At 64.7% G+C, this 16,019-nt stretch carries 11 protein-coding genes and 1 tRNA gene; 4 read left to right on the top strand and 8 right to left on the bottom strand.

Annotated features, from left to right (window positions below; translation table 11 throughout):
• Positions 1-14 precede the first annotated feature (14 nt).
• Positions 15-935 (top strand): hypothetical protein, encoded by a 921-nt coding sequence (locus tag J2W22_RS17850; RefSeq protein ID WP_307119626.1) that lies wholly within the window; start codon positions 15-17, stop codon positions 933-935.
• Between the two features lie 339 nt (positions 936-1,274).
• Here J2W22_RS17850 and J2W22_RS17845 read toward each other — a convergent pair whose 3' ends face one another.
• From J2W22_RS17845 to J2W22_RS17835, 3 genes are all read right to left on the bottom strand, one after another.
• Complete coding sequence (locus J2W22_RS17845; protein ID WP_307119625.1) at positions 1,275-2,078, bottom strand: hypothetical protein; 804 nt, start codon at positions 2,076-2,078, stop codon at positions 1,275-1,277.
• A 193-nt stretch (positions 2,079-2,271) separates the two neighbouring features.
• Positions 2,272-3,702: a HEAT repeat domain-containing protein gene (locus J2W22_RS17840; RefSeq protein WP_307119624.1), complete on the bottom strand. Its 1,431-nt coding sequence runs from the start codon at positions 3,700-3,702 to the stop codon at positions 2,272-2,274.
• A gap of 84 nt (positions 3,703-3,786) precedes the next feature.
• Positions 3,787-4,713 (bottom strand): HTH domain-containing protein, encoded by a 927-nt coding sequence (locus tag J2W22_RS17835; protein WP_307119623.1) that lies wholly within the window; start codon positions 4,711-4,713, stop codon positions 3,787-3,789.
• Positions 4,714-5,028: 315 nt separating this feature from the next.
• Here J2W22_RS17835 and acnA point away from each other — a divergent pair, with 315 nt between their 5' ends.
• Positions 5,029-7,701 (top strand): aconitate hydratase AcnA, encoded by a 2,673-nt coding sequence (gene acnA, locus J2W22_RS17830; RefSeq protein WP_307119622.1) that lies wholly within the window; start codon positions 5,029-5,031, stop codon positions 7,699-7,701.
• A 321-nt stretch (positions 7,702-8,022) separates the two neighbouring features.
• Positions 8,023-11,037, top strand: coding sequence for a TonB-dependent receptor plug domain-containing protein (locus J2W22_RS17825; protein WP_307119621.1), 3,015 nt, complete (start codon positions 8,023-8,025; stop codon positions 11,035-11,037).
• A 94-nt stretch (positions 11,038-11,131) separates the two neighbouring features.
• Here J2W22_RS17825 and J2W22_RS17820 read toward each other — a convergent pair whose 3' ends face one another.
• Genes J2W22_RS17820 through J2W22_RS17810 form a run of 3 tightly spaced genes read right to left on the bottom strand, consistent with a single transcriptional unit; the run spans position 11,132 to position 13,897 of the window.
• Entirely contained in the window at positions 11,132-11,599 is a 468-nt protein-coding gene (locus J2W22_RS17820; RefSeq protein ID WP_307119620.1) for an FKBP-type peptidyl-prolyl cis-trans isomerase, read from the bottom strand.
• A 9-nt stretch (positions 11,600-11,608) separates the two neighbouring features.
• Entirely contained in the window at positions 11,609-12,478 is an 870-nt protein-coding gene (gene mtnP, locus J2W22_RS17815; RefSeq protein WP_307119619.1) for an S-methyl-5'-thioadenosine phosphorylase, read from the bottom strand.
• A gap of 3 nt (positions 12,479-12,481) precedes the next feature.
• On the bottom strand, positions 12,482-13,897 hold the full coding sequence (locus J2W22_RS17810; protein WP_307119618.1) for an amino acid permease: 1,416 nt from the start codon (positions 13,895-13,897) through the stop codon (positions 12,482-12,484).
• A 303-nt stretch (positions 13,898-14,200) separates the two neighbouring features.
• Between J2W22_RS17810 and J2W22_RS17805 the strand changes: the two genes are divergently transcribed.
• Positions 14,201-14,725 carry a rhodanese-like domain-containing protein gene (locus J2W22_RS17805; protein ID WP_307119617.1) on the top strand — a complete coding sequence of 175 codons (525 nt, stop codon included), beginning with the start codon at positions 14,201-14,203 and terminating at the stop codon, positions 14,723-14,725.
• Between the two features lie 248 nt (positions 14,726-14,973).
• Here the strand turns inward: J2W22_RS17805 and J2W22_RS17800 are convergent, their stop codons facing one another.
• Complete coding sequence (locus tag J2W22_RS17800) at positions 14,974-15,789, bottom strand: glutaminyl-peptide cyclotransferase (RefSeq protein ID WP_307119616.1); 816 nt, start codon at positions 15,787-15,789, stop codon at positions 14,974-14,976.
• Between the two features lie 136 nt (positions 15,790-15,925).
• Positions 15,926-16,002: transfer RNA gene (locus tag J2W22_RS17795), tRNA-Met, on the bottom strand.
• Positions 16,003-16,019: the final 17 nt, after the last annotated feature.

The following is a 16,019-nucleotide window of genomic DNA, read 5'->3' as shown; positions in this document are numbered from 1 at the left end:
GATCGGACCGAAGCATGTCGATCCGTCTGCCTCTCGATCCCCCGCCGATCCGGCTCATGACCCGCTTGCTTGCCGAGCTGCAGACCACTGTGCTCGCCCGCGCGATCCGCATGTTCGACGGTGACCTCGACCGGGTGACGATCTTCGCGGTGATCGCCCGCGACACCTATCCGTTCGACGCGCGCGCCGGTCTCGCCCCCACCGTCTCGGCCCATTCGCTCGCCATGTCGCTGTCGCGCCCCTACGAGACCGTCCGCCGCCACGTCCATGCGCTGGTCGATGCCGGCTGGTGCAAGCGCGGCGCCGACGGCGTCCACGCCAACCATGCCGAGATCCAGTCGCCCGACCTGACCGCGTTCCTCACCCTGGTCCACGACGCCGCGGTCCGCTTCGTCGCAGACATGGCCCGCGCCGGCGTGCCGATGCCCGAAGTCGGCACCGTACGCCCCTATCACCATGCCGCTGGCGTCCAGGCCGCGATCGACCTGATGCTCGCGGTGATCGACACCAATCGCCGCGCCCATGCCGACTGGCTCGAGCTCGTCCTGTTCTCGACGATCTACGCCGCCAATTCGCGCCTGCTCAACGCCGATCGCGAGCTCGCCTGGCATTATGCCGACGGCCGCAAGGAGCCCCCTTCCCACCTGCGCCAGCCGGTGCGCACCAGCGCCGTCGCCCGCGCGCTCGGTCTGCCCGAGGCGACCGTCCGCCGCCGCCTCGTCCGCCTGCTCGACGACGGCCGGCTCGAGCGTATCGGCAAGAAGCTGCTGGTGTCCGAGGCCTGGCTCAACCGGCCCGAGGCGATCGACACCAGCACCCGCAGCTTCTCCACCGTCCGCCTGCTGCTCGCCCGGCTCGGGGTGAACGGCTTCCCGCTCCACGACCCCGCCCGCGCCTATCTGATCGGCCGTCCCGAGCCGGTTTCCTTCGACTGATCGCATCCGGCGCCCGCCGGCGCACCACTTCCGCCAAAATGGGCAGCGACTCGCTTGAGGGCAGTGCCGCGCGCGCCAATAGCCGGCCCAAATCGAGGGACTCGGGCGGCATGACGTCGCTCCCCAGAGGCAAGGCCGCCGTCCCAATGCGGCGGCCAAGCGGGCTGTCGGGTTTCCCACCCGTCGGTCACCATCGGTGGGCGCGGGCTCCGGCCCGCGCCCTTACCGCGCCACCGTCCCGCCCCCTTCCGCACACCTTCTTTCCCCGGCGAAGGCCGGGGCCCAGACTTGAAAGTCCGGCGGAGACCGGGCCCGGCCCTCGGAAAAGAAAGACCAACACTATCCCCCCGGACACCCGGTGATCCGCGGGAGCACGGCAGGCGGCGGCGGAGCCACCACCGCCTCTTCTTCTCCTTCCGCTTCCCAGTCCTCCACCTCGTCCCGCTCCCCGGCCCCGGCCGTCCGCGCCGCCTCCCGCTCGGCGTCCTCCGCGGCCTCCATCGCCCGCGCCCGGTCGATCATCTCGAGCTTCTTCAGGATCGCCCGGTTGGTATCCTCGGGGTCCGCGCGCTCGCCGAAGAAGCCGCCCGCCGCCTTGGCCGCCGCCTCGGCAAAGGCGACCAGCTCCTTCCGGCTGGCATTCCGCCCCGGCACCCGCAGCCCGGCGGCCCCGCGGCGATCGAGCAGGAACTTGAGCAGCCCGTCCGAATAGCGTCGCTTGCGCGAGACCTCGACGCCGTCCTTCCACACGATTTCGTCCCAGCCCTCCACCGCACGCTCCCAGGCCGCCTGCTCGAGCGTCGGCACGCTCTCGTCGAGCGCCTTCTCCCAGGCCGCGGCGAACTTCGCGTCGCGCCGCCGCATCCGATAGGCCGACTGGTCGGAGATATGCGCCCGCGCACAGGCATCGCGCACGCAGCCGGTCTCGGCGAGCGCCCGCAGGAAGATGCGCGTGCGGATCTCGGTCCAGCCGTCATGTCGCTTGCGATAGTCGCCGAACATGCCGTCGCGCCTACCGGCCCGCGCCGCCGCCCCGGAGAGCCGCGCCACCCGCTCGGCCCCGGCCCGCGCCACCGCCTTCTCCCAGAGCCGGGCAAAGACCGCATCCCGCTTGCGCACGCCATAGGCGCCCGCGACGCTCATCCCCGTCTCGCGGCACGCCCGCCGCACCGACCCATGCGTCGCGAGCCCGCGCAGAAACGCCTCCCGCACCGCCCCCGACCAAAATTGCCGCCCGAATTCGCCCGCCATCCGACTCGCTCCGCTGCTGCAGGAGCGGAGTCAGTTATGGGGGATTTTCCTATTTTGGAAGAACAAATATGGAACTATCTTTGCCTTAGCCAAGGACATCGGGCAGATGCTCGAGGGCCGGTGCCATCTTCGTGTAAAGCGCGCCCGCCTTTTCTGTGAAATCTGCTATCGAGGTCATCCCCTCTTTCGCAGACTTTAGCCAATCGAGCACCTTTCCCACCCTACCCCGGGTTGGCGTTTTGATCGCATCCTCGACTGCGGCAACAACTTTCTCCTGCTCCGGAGATGTCTGGGTTCGCTGCAGATCGGACAGCAGCTGTTTCAGGTCCGCTTCTATAGAGCTTACCGCCTGCTGTTGCTGCCCAATACTCACCGTACCTGTATTGCCCGGTCCGGCATTGGATATCGCTCCGGCCTGAAGCGGCCCTTGGAAATTCTGGATGTTGTTAGTCACCGTATTCCCTGCAATTTGTGTAAACAGATCAGGATCACCTGTTTGAAGTGCTATTTTACGGAAGGTCAATAATAGACCTTGGTCTTTCCCAGCGGCCTCAAGCCGCGCACGTAGCGCGGAGTTTGCGGAAGAGGAACGGTACGCTTTCTCAGCCTCTTCTCTATAGCCTGGGCTATATTCGGCATTCACAGCCATATGCTCCCAAAGCTTCTCACGGATTACAATGTCCTCCTCCGTTAGAGACCAGTCGATCACGATCGTATCGAGCGAATCGTAGAAGATATCCCGAAGTCCCATCGCTACGCCTTCGCGCACGTCCGCGTAATCGCTCTCAGAACCCTCAACGATTAGGTCATAGTGCCTCTTTGCTGTGACATTGTCTTTGGTAAGAACTCTATAAGCCCACGCTTGGACATTAGGCCGGAGCTGACTGAAAACCGCTGGCGGCACGCTGACACTGCCTAAATCTAAATCAGGATGCTCAACCGTTGCCCAAAATGAATATTGAGCAACAATCCCGTCATCATGGGTATTAAGATCACCGATTACAGAACTAACCGGGTGTCTATCCGAGAAAAGCGTATCCGGCGCGCGCTGCAAACCCACAAGCAGCGTTGCAGATCGCAGATCCCCTGCGCTCGCCTTACTAAGATCTAGGCGGAGACCTGCCAATTCCTCATCAAAGGCCCCTGGATGCTGCGCCAACGCCATTACTACTCTGGGAGAGAGCGCAACACCGGCCGAACTCAGGGTTTTGAGTAGCGTAGGCTTATCCAGAATTTGAGCCAATGCCGTGAGGCCAGCCTCGAAGACATCGGGGTCGTTGAAGCTCCTGCGCCAATAGGCTTCCATAACAGGAATGTCCCGCTCGTCGCCAATGAGCGCCAATGCATTAAATGCCCACCGACGCACCTTCAGGTCGTCTGATCCTAAAGCGTAGAGTACTGCAGACTTCATCTGCACCGGCGCTATGGAGCGAAAACCCCTCCGCGTAAGCAGACACAGCCGTTGCAGCGCCTGCTTCTTGTTGGCGTCCGATCCTTGCTGGATCATGATTTCCAAGAAGCGCTGCTCCTCGGGTCGCAGACTACCTCTTGCGCGCCCTCGAGCGCGCGCGCCAGTTTTACCCCTCACCAATCCCCCAAGCTACCCTCCAAGTGCGAGTCTTCGCGCCACTGGTAGCAAAGTTCTGGACCAAGGATCAAAATCTTCAAGATGATTCATTGGGCTTCTAAGGTCGAGCCACTCAAGGTCGTTGATTGCCAGCCGACTAGAAGTGGGCTCATACCACTCAGGGCACAAAAAGCTGACGACCGCCAGTAAGCTCGCCTCTTCCCCCTGCTGATCGGGATAGACGACTGCCTGGAGCTTACTGTTAGCATTTAACGCTCGCCAAGCATCATCCTCATACAAATCCAGATCGCTTGCGAGCGCCTTCACTCCGCTCCAAAGCACTCCATGATCGGCCTGATCGAAGAGAGTGAGGTCATTTTCGACAACTGGAGAATAGAAGCCAATGACGCGCTTGCTCATGAAGCTATCGCGCTGCTCACGGTATGGGCCAGCCCGATAGGTCAGCACGTGCCCCGCCTTCAACACGACACCAAACGACCAGACCAGCACCTCATCTTTGCTCAGCCGCTTCGAACTCGCAGCATAATGATAGCAACCTTGCTTTATGAGCCCGATGAAAGATTCCATTGAGACTTCACCGCCAGGCGCAGCAGCATCCGCGATAATCGGCTTCGTGAAGGCGAGGGCACGATGCTTGGGCAAGTCTCTTTTCCGACGCCGAGCAATCATCGGCCGCCGATCACCCTCTGGAACGCTCGGATCGTCTTTGAGGGCATGAAGGAAGAACTTCCCTGGTGCCGTCCGGTAGAATTTGCTTCCAGCACGAAATCGCAGGATATCCTCGCTCAAACGAGCCTGAAGAGTCTTGTGCTGGGTACGCCCAGTAAGATGGGCCGGAGCAATCTCCTCTCGATAAGCGATTCGAATGATCTCCAACGCAGAAAGCGCGCGCTTCTGCTCAGCCAAAATTCGCTCAGCCAAAGTAAGGTAGGTATCCATTGTCGCAGCGTTCGGTCTCAGCAGGTCAGATAGAATCGCTATCATTCGTCATTGGGTTGGACAAGCATAGCAGTTCTGAGATTGGATGCTCTCCATTCGTGATCGATCGATATTTCCTTACCGCTCCGAGTGGACGTTTTGGCCGAGCGCCTTAGGGCATCGTTTACAGAGACCTCCCCTTCCCCTCCCCCCTCCCGCGTGCTAGCGGCACCCGCGAATCTTCGCATTCGCAGCACTCCGGTGCGCCCGCGCGGCCCTTCAAGGAGCCACGTCCCCCGAGCGCCCGGCCGGACAAAAGAAAGGACCCCGCGCCTCATGACCGCGATCGGCAACGATACCCTCGGCACCCGCGACACGCTCACCGTCGGCACCGCCAGCTATGACTATTTCTCGCTGCCCAAGGCGGCGAAGAAGCTCGGCGACATCAGCCGCCTGCCCTTCTCGATGAAGGTGCTGCTCGAGAACATGCTGCGCTTCGAGGACGGCGTCACCGTCACCAAGGACGATGCCCAGGCGATCGTCGATTGGCAGAAGGACGCGCGCTCGAACCGCGAGATCCAGTATCGCCCGGCGCGCGTGCTGATGCAGGACTTCACCGGCGTTCCCTGCGTGGTCGACCTTGCCGCGATGCGCGATGCGATCACCAAGCTCGGCGGCGACGCGCAGAAGATCAATCCGCAGGTCCCCGTCCACCTCGTCATCGATCACTCGGTGATGGTCGACGAGTTCGGCACGCCCAAGGCGTTCGAGGACAATGTCGCGCTCGAATATGAGCGCAATGCAGAGCGCTACGAGTTCCTCAAGTGGGGCTCCAAGGCGCTGAACAACTTCTCGGTGGTTCCCCCGGGCACCGGCATCTGCCACCAGGTGAACCTCGAATATATCTCGCAGTCGATCTGGTCGTCGGTCACCGGCGACGGCGCGACGATCGCCTATCCGGACACGCTGGTCGGCACCGACAGCCACACCACGATGGTCAACGGCCTGGGCGTGCTCGGCTGGGGCGTCGGCGGCATCGAGGCCGAGGCGGCGATGCTCGGCCAGCCGGTGTCGATGCTGATCCCCGAGGTCGTCGGCTTCAAGCTGACCGGCAAGCTCGGCGAGGGCATCACCGCGACCGACCTGGTGCTGACCGTCACCCAGATGCTGCGCGCCAAGGGCGTGGTCGGCCGCTTCGTCGAATTCTACGGCCCCGGCCTGCACGCGATGACGCTGGCGGACCGCGCGACGATCGCCAACATGGCGCCCGAGTACGGCGCGACCTGCGGCTTCTTCCCGATCGACGACAAGACGCTCGATTACATGCGCCTCACCGGACGTCCGGACGAGACCGTCGCGCTGGTCGAGGCCTATGCCAAGGCGCAGGGCATGTGGCACGACGTCACGGCCGAGGAGCCGATCTTCACGGACACGCTGGAGCTCGACATGAGCAGCGTCCGCCCGAGCCTCGCCGGCCCGAAGCGTCCGCAGGACCGGGTCAGCCTCGACAGCGTCGACGAAGTGTTCAACGGCGACCTGACCAAGGTCTACAAGAAGGACCATGCGGTCCGTGTGGACGTCGAAGGTCGCGACCACGACATCGGCGACGGCGACGTGGTGATCGCGGCGATCACCTCGTGCACGAATACGTCCAACCCCTCGGTGCTGATCGCGGCCGGCCTCGTCGCCCGCAAGGCGCGCGAGAAGGGCCTGACCCGCAAGCCCTGGGTGAAGACCTCGCTGGCGCCGGGCTCGCAGGTGGTGACCGACTATCTCAACAAGACCGGCCTGTCCGAGGATCTCGACGCGATCGGGTTCAACCTGGTCGGCTATGGCTGCACCACCTGCATCGGCAATTCGGGCCCGCTCGCCGAGCCGATCTCGGCGGCGATCAACGGCAACGACATCGTCGCCGCCTCGGTCCTGTCGGGCAACCGCAACTTCGAGGGCCGCGTGAGCCCCGACGTGCGCGCCAACTTCCTCGCCTCGCCGCCGCTGGTCGTCGCCTATGCCCTGAAGGGCACGGTGACCGAGGACATGTACGAAACCCCGATCGGCCAGGGCTCGGACGGCGCGGACGTGTTCCTGAAGGACATCTGGCCGTCGAACGAGGAGGTCGCGGGGCTGATCACCGCAAACATCGACGACCGCATGTTCCGCTCGCGCTACGCGAACGTGTACGCTGGCGACGATCACTGGCGGAAGATCGACGTGGTCGGCTCGGACACCTATAGCTGGCCCTCCGGCTCGACCTACATCCACAACCCGCCCTATTTCGAGGGCATGACGATGACCCCCGCCCCGGTCACCGACATCATCGAAGCCAAGCCCCTCGCCATCCTCGGCGACTCGATCACCACCGACCACATCTCCCCGGCCGGCTCGATCAAGGCCGACAGCCCCGCAGGCACCTTCCTGCAGGAGCATCAGGTCTCGAAGAAGGACTTCAACAGCTACGGCGCACGCCGCGGCAATGACGAAGTCATGGTGCGCGGCACGTTCGCCAATATCCGCATCAAAAATGAAATGGTGCCCGGCATCGAGGGCGGCATGACCCGCTATGGCGGTCAGGTAATGCCGATCTACGACGCCGCAATGCGTCACAAGGCCGACGGCACCTCGCTCGTCATCGTCGCGGGCAAGGAATATGGCACCGGTTCGTCGCGTGACTGGGCGGCCAAGGGCACCAACCTGCTCGGCGTCCGCGCCGTCATCACCGAGAGCTTCGAGCGCATCCACCGCTCGAACCTGGTCGGCATGGGCATCCTGCCGCTCCAGTTCGCCGACGGCGTGACCCGCGAAACGCTGAAGCTCAAGGGCAGCGACACCTTCACGATCAAGAACGTCGCGGGCCTGCGTCCGCGTCAGGACGTCGAGGTCGAGCTTACCCGCGAGGACGGCACCAAGGAGACCTTCCTCACCCGTTGCCGGATCGATACCGTCAACGAGCTGGAATATTTCCTCAACGGCGGCATCCTGCACTACGTGCTGCGCAAGCTCGCCGCCTGATCGGCACGACAAGGTACAGCAAGGGGAGGGCGGCAGTGCCCTCCCCTTTTTTGTGCCCGGAGGAGAGAGACCTGGAGGCCGGCGGCCGCGGGCCGGACCGCCCCCGGATGACCGCGGCACCGTGCGCCGCCTCGCATGTGTTGCTTTTCAGAAACACACAATCGAGAAACAGAGGAGCAACAATCGCAGGCGCTTTACACAAATCAGACACTCTCACATCCTCACCGCAGCTTCGCCATCAAGCCCCAGGGGACGGGGCGACGAAGATTCGGGGAAATTCCACTGACTGCCTTGGGCAGATCCATGGAGAGTGAGGAAGAAATGAAGAAGACTCAGATCGCACGCCTGCGCACCGGAGCGGCCCTGTCCGCGTTCGTGCTCGCCGGCTCGCTGTTTGCCGCGCCCGCCTTCGCGCAGGACACGCCAGCCGCCGCCACCGCGCCTCAGACAGAGGCTCCTGCCAGCGACGGCGAGATCGTCGTCACCGGCACCATCTTCCGCCAGTCGGACACCCACACCGCATTGCCGGTGACGGTCATCACCGCCGAGAATCTCGAGCGGGCCGGCATCACCAACGTGACCGACGCGATCCGCTCGGCCTCGGCCGACGGCGCCGGCTCGATCGGTAACGGCTTCACCAGCGGCTTCTCCGCCGGCGGCGCCGCCGTTTCGCTGCGCAACCTCGGCGTCTCGTCCACCCTCATCCTGGTCGACGGCCTCCGCTCGACGAACTTCCCGCTGAGCGACGACGGCCACAACTCCTATGTCGACCTCAACAGCATCCCGATGGTCAACGTCCAGCAGGTGCAGGTCCTCAAGGACGGCGCATCCTCGCTGTACGGCGCGGACGCGATCGGCGGCGTGGTCAACATCATCACCCGCAAGACGATGACCGGGCTCGAGGCCGGCATCGAAGGCGGCGCCACCGAGAAGGGCGACGGCGCGAAGTACCGCGCGAAGCTGCTGTTCGGTTATGGCGACTATGACACGCAGGGCTTCAATATCTATGTCGGCGGCGACTATGAATATGGCGGCCGCATCTCGGCTGCCTCGCGTGGTTTCCCCTTCGACACGCTCGATCTCCGCGGGATCGGCGGCAACGACAACAACCGCGCCGACGACACGCTCGGCACGGCGACGACCGACGCGGTCGTCACCCGCGTGACCCAGACCGATCTCAACAATCCGCTCGCGGGTTCGGTGGCGAACGCCACTTCGCCGGCGATCTTCACCTCGCTGACGCCGCTCGCGAACTGCACCTACGGGACCTATTCGGAAAACGGCACGCGCGTGGGCACCGCCTGCAAGCATGACAACACCCGCGAATATGCGCAGGTCACGCCGCTGCAGGAGCGCTATGACGCCGTCGCACGGCTGAGCTTCCGCGTCGGCAGCAATGTCGAGGGCTATGTCGCCGGCAGCTTCGCGCACAGCCGCGTCGACATCATCTCGCCGCCGCGTGCGATCCGTCAGACCCAGGCATTCGGCGGTGCTCCGTCGACCTCGACGACCAACCCAGGCATCGTGCTGCCGGTCTATATCTGCTCGTCGGGCATCAACTGCGCGACCGCCGCGGATCGCCAGCTCAACCCGAACAACCCCTATGCGGCGGCTTACGCCCTCAACCCCGCCGCCGGCGCTGCACGCCTCTACTATCTGTTCGGCGACGTCCGTTCGGGCAGCGAGCGCATCAACGAAGTGTACCGCGTGACCGGCGGCCTGCACGGCACTATCGCCGACACCTGGGACTGGAATGTCGAGGCGGGCTACTCGCGTGCCGACCTGAACCTGACGCAATATGGCTGGGCCAACCTCAACGGCCTGATCAAGGCGATCAACACCGGCTCGTACAATTTCGTCAATCCGAGCCTCAACACCGCCGCGGTCCGCAACTCGGTGCTTCCGCCGATCACCGCCCGCTCGAATTCGAGCGAGTTGACCGTGGACGCATCGATCAGCCGCAGCCTCTTCGCGCTGCCGGGTGGTGATGTGCGCCTCGCCGTGGGCGGCCAGTATCGCAAGGAGAAGCTGACCAACAACAGCGCCAACCCGAACCTCGACATCCCGGGCCTCTCGACTGCGCAGGCCTATGGTGACCGGTCGGTGTGGGCGGGCTTCTTCGAAGTCGATGTGCCGGTGCTGGATTCGCTCAATGTCGACCTGTCCGGCCGCTACGACCACTATTCGACCGGCATCGGCCGCTTCTCGCCCAAGGCGACGGCAAAGTTCCAGCCGATCAAGCAGCTCGCGATCCGCGGCACCTATTCGGAGGGCTTCCGCGCACCGACCTTCGCGGAATCGGATCCGCGCAGCTCCTATTCCGGCTTCGTCGGCTATACGCCGACCGGTGCGTTCGTCACCGCGCACGCGGCCAACCCGACCTACATCGCCCCGTACAGCCTGGGCCGTGGCTATGTCGGCAACTCCGCGATCAAGCCGGAAACGTCGCGCAGCTTCACCCTTGGCGCGATCTTCGAGCCGACCCCGTGGCTGAGCTTCACGGCCGACTATTTCAACGTGAAGAAGTCGAACCTGATCGTCACCGGCCCGAAGACGCCGGACGCGATCAACGCCTATTACTCGGTTGCGGGACAAACCTTCCCGAACGCCGCGGCTGCCGCGGCCGCGGGCTGCGCCGCGGTGGCGGCGGTCGGCACCGGCTATTCGTGCAACGTGGTCGACGGGGCCGATCCTTTCGCCCCCAACGCACTGCCGCGCCTGCTGGTCGTCAACGCGCCTTATGTGAACACGGCCTATATGGTCATCGCCGGGCTCGAGTTCACCGCCGATGCGCGCATCAAGTTCAGCGAGGACTTCCGCTGGGAGAGCCGTGTCGACGTGCAGGAGACGCTGAAGTATGATCTCCACCCCGGCGGGGGCCAGCCCGTGCAGCGCTATGCCGGCACCGTGGGTCCGGAAGATCTGTCGTCGGGCGGTGGTACGCCGCGCTGGCGCGGCAACTGGCAGAACACCTTCACCTACAACCAGTTCTCGCTCAGCACGACGACCTATTATGTCGGCTCGATCAAGGCGGTTGCGGCCGACCAGGCGAGCTCGATCAATGGCGACATTTCGTGCGCTTCGGCGATCTACAAGCCGACCACCGGCTCGGCGAGCTTCTGCCACATCAACAGCTTCATTTACACGGACGTGAACCTGACGGTGAAGGTCAACGACAAGTTCAGCTTCTTCGGCCTGGTCGGCAACGTCACCAACTCGCATGCGCCGCTGTTCGCGAACACGGCCTATCCGAGCCAGGTGAACACCCTGACCTCGTGGCACTCCGCCGGCCTGATCGGCCGGACGTTCCGCGCGGGCGCGAACATCAAGTTCTAAACGGAGCAACAAAAACTAGGGGCGGTACCTTTGGGTACCGCCCCTTTTTTTGTGCCTGGTCCGGGCGAAGATGCGCCCGGAAAATGCCTCCGGCTCAGCCGGCGGCGGGGATGTCGAGCAACTCGATCCTGAACAGCAGGGTAGCGCCGCCGGGGATCGGCCCCTTGCCCTCGAAGCCGTAGCCAAGATTGGCCGGGATCGCGACCTCGAACGTGTCGCCCACGCCCATCAGCGGCACTGCGACCTGCCAGCCCTTGATTAGTCGGGCGAGCGGGAAGGTCGCCGGCTCGCCGCGGTCATAGGAGCTGTCGAACGTCTCGCCGTCGATGAAGGTGCCGGCATAGTGCAGCGTTACCGTGTCGGCCACGGTCGGGTGCTTGCCGGAGCCATCGCCCTTGATCCGGCGCCAGCGCAGCCCTTCCGGGGTGCTGTTCCAGCCCTGCGCACCATTGAGCTTGGCGAGCGCCAGCATCTGCTGGCTCTGGTACGCCATGTCCTGCGAGCGGTCCGGCGCGGGCGCGTCCTGCACGGCGAGCAGGGCAAGGGCAGCAAGAAACGACATGTTCGATCCTCAGTTGGAGAGAGCGCGGCCGGCAACGGCATCGAGCTTGCGCAGCAGATGCGGGTCGCGGGCATTCGGCGCAGTGATCAGCGCGAAATCGAGGCAGGTATCGATCGGCGAGGCCGGGCGCTCTTCCGGCAGGTTGCGCAGCAGGTGCATCACCAGCTTGCGCGCCTTGTCGGCATTGGTGCCGAGCTGGGCGATCACCGTGGCGACGTCGACCGCTTCCTCGCCCTCGCGCCAGCAATCATAGTCGGTGACCATGCCGACCAGCGCATAGGGCAGCTCGGCCTCACGGCAGAGCTTCGCCTCGGGCATCCCGGTCATGCCGATGATGTCGCAGCCCCAGCTGCGATAGAGGTTGCTCTCGGCGCGAGTCGAGAATTGCGGGCCTTCCATCGCCAGATAGGTGCCGCCGACATGGGTCGTGGCGCCCGCCGCCTTGGCCGCATCCGCCGCCAGCGCCGAAAGCCGCGGGCAGACCGGATCGGCCATCGAGACATGCGCGACCATGCCTGCGCCGAAGAAGCTCGAGGGCCGGCCCTTGGTCCGGTCGATGAACTGGTCGGCGATGGTGAAGGTGCCCGGCGCCCGCTCCTCGGCCAGCGAACCGACCGACGAGATCGCCAGCACGTCGGTCACGCCCAGGCGCTTCAGCACGTCGATATTGGCGCGGACGTTCAGGTCCGAAGGCGAGATACGGTGGCCGCGGCCATGGCGCGGCAGGAACACCACGCGGACATGGCCGACCCAGCCGACGAAACAGTCATCGGAAGGCTTGCCCCAGGGGCTCTCGGTCGAGAGCCACTCGCCATCCTCGATGCCCTCGACATCGTAGAGACCCGATCCGCCGATGATCCCGATCGTCCAGCCAGCCATCACTTACCCCTTTGCTGCGTTGCGGCGTGCATAGGCGAAGTAGACGACCAAACCCAAGAGGTTCCAGCAGCCGAACCAGATCTGCGTCTTGGTCGGCAGGCTGATGAACAGATAGAGGCAGCCCAGGATCGCTCCCAGCCCGACCGCCCAGGGAAGCGGCGTCCGGAACGGGCGGACCATGTCCGGCGCGCGGCGGCGCATGACGAGCAGGCACAGGCCCACTGCGGCAAAGGCAGTCAGCGTGCCGGCATTGGCCAGCGCGGCGATCTCGTCGATCGGCAGGAAGGCGGCGAACACGCTGACCACGCAGGCAGTGAAGATGGTGATGCGCACCGGCGAGCCGCGCCGCGAGACCTTGGCCAGGCTCTTGGGCAGCATACCGTCGCGCGCCATCACGAAGAAGATGCGGCTCTGGCCGAACAGGAAGCCTAGGATCACCGTGGGCAGCGCGACGATCGCGCTCAGCGCCAGGAACTTGGCGACGCCCGGCTGGCCGATCTCGCGCAGGATCAGTGCCAGCGGCTCGGGGCTGTCGGCGAAACGGGTATAGGAAAGCGCGCCGACCGCGGCGAGCGCGACGACCATGTAGATGATGACGCAGACGACCATCGATCCGACGATGCCAATGGCGAGGTCGCGCCCGGGGTTCTTCGCCTCTTCCGCCGCGGTGGAGATCGCATCGAAGCCGTAGAATGCGAAGAAGATGATCGCAGCCGCGGCCATCACGCCGCGCTCCACGCCACCATCGCTCATGTGCTTGGCGAAGCCGAAGGGTGCGAAGGGATCGAAATTAGCGGCGTTGAAATAGGGTAGTGCCACCGCGACGAAAACAGCGAGCGCGATCAGCTTCACCACCACCAGGAACGCGTTTATCGTCGCGCTCTCGCGGGTGCCGGCGATGAGCAGCCCCGAGACCAGCCAGACCACGAACAGCGCCGGCACGTTCACGCCCCAATGGGCGATCTGCCAGCCCGCCATTTGCGGCCCGTGGGTGAGCTCCGCCGGCACCCCCAGCCCGGTCAGGAAAGGCGTCGCATAGCCCGACCAGCCGACTGCCACCGTGGCAACGACCAGCGTATATTCGGCAAGCAGGCTCCAGCCCACCACCCAGGCGACGATCTCGCCGAGCGAGGCATAGCTATAGGTATAGGCGCTGCCCGAGGCCGGGATCATCGTCGCCAGCTCGGCATAGGCGAGCGCGGCACAGGCGCAGATCGCGCCGGCGACGACGAAGGACAGGATCACCGCCGGGCCGGCGCGGTCCGCGCCGACGCCGATCAGGGTGAGGATGCCGGTCCCGACGATCGCGCCGACGCCGAGCGCGACGAGATGCGGCCAGGACAGGGTGCGCGCGAGCCGATGCTCGGGCGGACGGTCCTCGTCCGCGACGATCTGCTTCAACCGGAACAGGCTGGCCATCTGACATCCCCTCTCTCTTGGCCGAGAGGTGTAGCGCGATGTGAAGCATGCGCAACTTTGTTTCGCGCCGCGTCCGGGGCTTCCAATGTAGGATTTTGCGTGGTTACGTCCTCGACATGACGCCCGACTCCTGCCTCGCCCGTTTCAGCCGGCGACGGGGCAGCGGCGGCAAAGTGAAACCATGTTGGTCGACTCCCTTCACTTTGGGCGGGCGAACCCCGCGCCAGGACAGGGCATTTGTTCAGCGAAGGTGCAGCCGCCCGGGGCGATCGTTGCGCATCCGACTGGCCTGGGAGAATGCCGATGATGCTGCTCACTGCCCTCGCGCTAAGCCTCGCCACGCCGCAGGAGGCGCCCGCCAATCCCCAGATCGATTACGCAGGCTTCACCACGCTCACGCGCGATGTGAGCGGACTGCGGGCCAAGCGGCTGCTGTCCTTCGAACGCTTCCAGGCCATGGCGGGCCAAAAGAACGCGCTGCTGCTCGATGCGCGCTCGAGGGACGCCTTTGCCCGCGGCCATATCGAAGGCGCGGTCAACCTGCCGCTCACCGACTTCACGGCGGAATCGCTCGCGGCGGTGATCGGCGCCGATCGGGGCCGTCCGGTGCTGATCTACTGCAACAACAACTTCTCGAACCACCGCCCGCCGGTGCCGCTCAAATCGGCGCCGCTCGCGCTCAACATCCAGACCTTCATCAACTTGGTCGGCTATGGCTATCCCAATGTCTGGGAGCTTGGCGAGGTGTTGGACTTCGACGATCCGCGGGTTGGCTGGAAAGCGTCGCCAGCCCTGGCCTCGGACCTGGGCGGCAACGGCACGAACTGATCGACCAGCAGGCGCCAACCTCTGGCCTAGTGCTGCCAGGCACGCACATAACGACCGATCAGCGTACCGCCCGCCAAGGACCGGCCACCGCCCAGCCGCGTACCGACTACCTCGGGTTTGGGCGAGGCAAGCACAACGCCTACCTCGCCGATAGCTGGCGGTCCGCTGGGCGCGGCACACGACCGCCGGCAGCAAGAAAGCGGCCTATCGCCGCCCCATCGGCATCGTGCCGCTGCTTGGCTCCACGCTCAACCGGCGCAGGTCGTCAGCCGCGCCGCATCGGCATTGTTGGTCACCGCGGCGCCCTGCTTCACTTCGTAGAGCTGCGGCCAGCGCTTGCCGGTGGCGAACACGCGCTTGCCCGCGGCGTCATAGGCGATGCCGTTGGGCACATCGTCGACGCCGCGATTCTTCGGCCCGAGCGCGCTGACGTCGAGGAAGCTCGTTACCTTGCCCGTGGCCGGATCGATCCGCGCGACCAGGTTGCTCTGCCAGATATTCGCCCAGATCTCGCCGTCGATCCACTCAAGCTCGTTGAGCTGCTTGACCGGGCAGCCATTGGCGGTGACCTTGAGCGTCGAGACCTGCTGCATTGTCTTCGGGTCGAGGAAGCGCAGTTCGTCGCTGCCGTTCGACATGATGATGTTCTTGCCGTCCTGGGTCATGCCCCAGCCTTCGCCCTGATAGGCGAAGGTATCGCCGAGCGTCATGTCCTTGAGATTGTAGGTGAAGCCGGTCTGGTCCTTCCAGGTCAGCTGGTAGAGCTTGTCGCCGAATGCGACGATGCCTTCACCGAAATAGGGCGCGGGCAGGTCGACCTGCTGGCTTACCTTGCCGGTCGCCGGATCGACCTTGCGGATGAAGGAGGTCCCTTCCTCGCCCGTGCTCTCGTAGAGCGCACCATCCTTGAAGAAGAGCCCTTCGGTGAAGGCGGTCGGATCGTGCGGATGCGTGGCGGCGACCGTCACGGCATAGACCGGGATGCCGGTCGTGCGCAGGAAAAGGAACCAGACGCCCGCGGCGAGCACGGCGAGGGCGGCAATTGCGAGGAGGATGCGCTTCATCGCGGCGGAGAAAGCCGTGCGGCGGCGCCGCTGTCAACGGCGAAGCCGTCAGCGGGCCCGGCGAAACACCTCGACGATGTACGCTAGGCACAAAAAAACCCGCCAGCGTGTGTTGCTGACGGGTGTCTTGTTGTGTTGGTTGCGGGAGTAGGATTTGAACCTACGACCTTCAGGTTATGAGCCTGACGAGCTACCGGGCTGCTCCATCCCGCGCCACCGACGAAGTTGGG

The sequence above is a fragment of the Sphingomonas kyeonggiensis genome (genome assembly GCF_030812785.1).
In the GTDB taxonomy this organism is placed as follows: Bacteria; Pseudomonadota; Alphaproteobacteria; order Sphingomonadales; family Sphingomonadaceae; genus Sphingomonas; species Sphingomonas kyeonggiensis_B.
The sequence above is the reverse complement of the archived record's forward strand: the minus strand, read 5'-3'. Positions and strand labels throughout refer to the sequence as shown.

Bases quoted from the DNA above. Each gene is read 5' to 3' on its own strand.
- J2W22_RS17825 (WP_307119621.1), top strand. From the start codon at position 8,023: ATGAAGAAGACTCAGATCGCACGCCTGCGCACCGGAGCGGCCCTGTCC.
- J2W22_RS17810 (WP_307119618.1), bottom strand. From the start codon at position 13,897: ATGGCCAGCCTGTTCCGGTTGAAGCAGATCGTCGCGGACGAGGACCGT.
- J2W22_RS17805 (WP_307119617.1), top strand. From the start codon at position 14,201: ATGATGCTGCTCACTGCCCTCGCGCTAAGCCTCGCCACGCCGCAGGAG.
- mtnP (WP_307119619.1), bottom strand. From the start codon at position 12,478: ATGGCTGGCTGGACGATCGGGATCATCGGCGGATCGGGTCTCTACGAT.
- acnA (WP_307119622.1), top strand. From the start codon at position 5,029: ATGACCGCGATCGGCAACGATACCCTCGGCACCCGCGACACGCTCACC.
- J2W22_RS17800 (WP_307119616.1), bottom strand. From the start codon at position 15,789: ATGAAGCGCATCCTCCTCGCAATTGCCGCCCTCGCCGTGCTCGCCGCG.
- J2W22_RS17835 (WP_307119623.1), bottom strand. From the start codon at position 4,713: ATGGATACCTACCTTACTTTGGCTGAGCGAATTTTGGCTGAGCAGAAG.
- J2W22_RS17850 (WP_307119626.1), top strand. From the start codon at position 15: ATGTCGATCCGTCTGCCTCTCGATCCCCCGCCGATCCGGCTCATGACC.
- J2W22_RS17845 (WP_307119625.1), bottom strand. From the start codon at position 2,078: ATGAGCGTCGCGGGCGCCTATGGCGTGCGCAAGCGGGATGCGGTCTTT.
- J2W22_RS17820 (WP_307119620.1), bottom strand. From the start codon at position 11,599: ATGTCGTTTCTTGCTGCCCTTGCCCTGCTCGCCGTGCAGGACGCGCCC.